The sequence below is a fragment of the Nitratidesulfovibrio oxamicus genome, from assembly GCF_015731765.1.
GTDB classification, from domain to species: Bacteria; Desulfobacterota; Desulfovibrionia; order Desulfovibrionales; family Desulfovibrionaceae; genus Cupidesulfovibrio; species Cupidesulfovibrio oxamicus.
In genome coordinates this window covers 1-626 of sequence record NZ_VRYY01000747.1, presented here as the reverse complement: position 1 = coordinate 626, position 626 = coordinate 1, and the positions used below count along the sequence as shown (strand labels likewise).

At 72.0% G+C, this 626-nt stretch carries 1 pseudogene; it reads left to right on the top strand.

Annotation, left to right across the window (positions count from 1 at the left end):
* Window positions 1-131: 131 nt before the first annotated feature.
* Window positions 132-626: pseudogene (locus FVW20_RS18095) on the top strand (hypothetical protein); the annotation flags it as partial.

Sequence of the window (626 nt, the reverse complement as noted above, 5' to 3'; positions counted from 1 at the left end):
GGGGCGCGGATGCGGCCCTGCTCGGCGGCATGACGGCCCCGTCTGGCGTGGTGACGGGCAGTATCGGCGGCGGCGCGGCGGATGCGTCGGCGCCCGCGAATCCGCCCCGTCGGGCTGTTCCGGCACGTTCCATGCCCTTGGGAACCGCCGTGGGTCCGGACATGCATCCCGATGCCCGATATGACGATCCGGATGCCTTTGCCGGGCCGCCCGACAGCTGGGAGGCTTCCGGCAAGTCCGATGCTCGCCCCGGTCCGTTCGATGACGCGTCGGTTCCCGATGGTGGCGATGACGAGTTGGGCCCCCGCGCCACTTACGCGGACAAGGACTACGTGCGCATCAACCTGGCGGAGCTGTTCCTTCTGGAGCGGCGCAACAGGCCGGATGAACTGGCCGGACGCTACGTGTTTCGCGGCGCGGTGACCCGGCACCCCGCGCTGGATGCCCAGGGCGCGGTGGCCGTGTTCCGGGTGAGCCTGTACTGCTGCCTGGCCGATGCCACGGCGGGCGGCTTTGCGGTGCGGCCCGGCGTGCAGGATGCCGCCGACAAGCGCCCGGCGGATGGCGTGGCGGACTCCTCCGGGTCAGCCCCTTCCGGCTCATCGGGGGCGGCGCACGCCGCACAA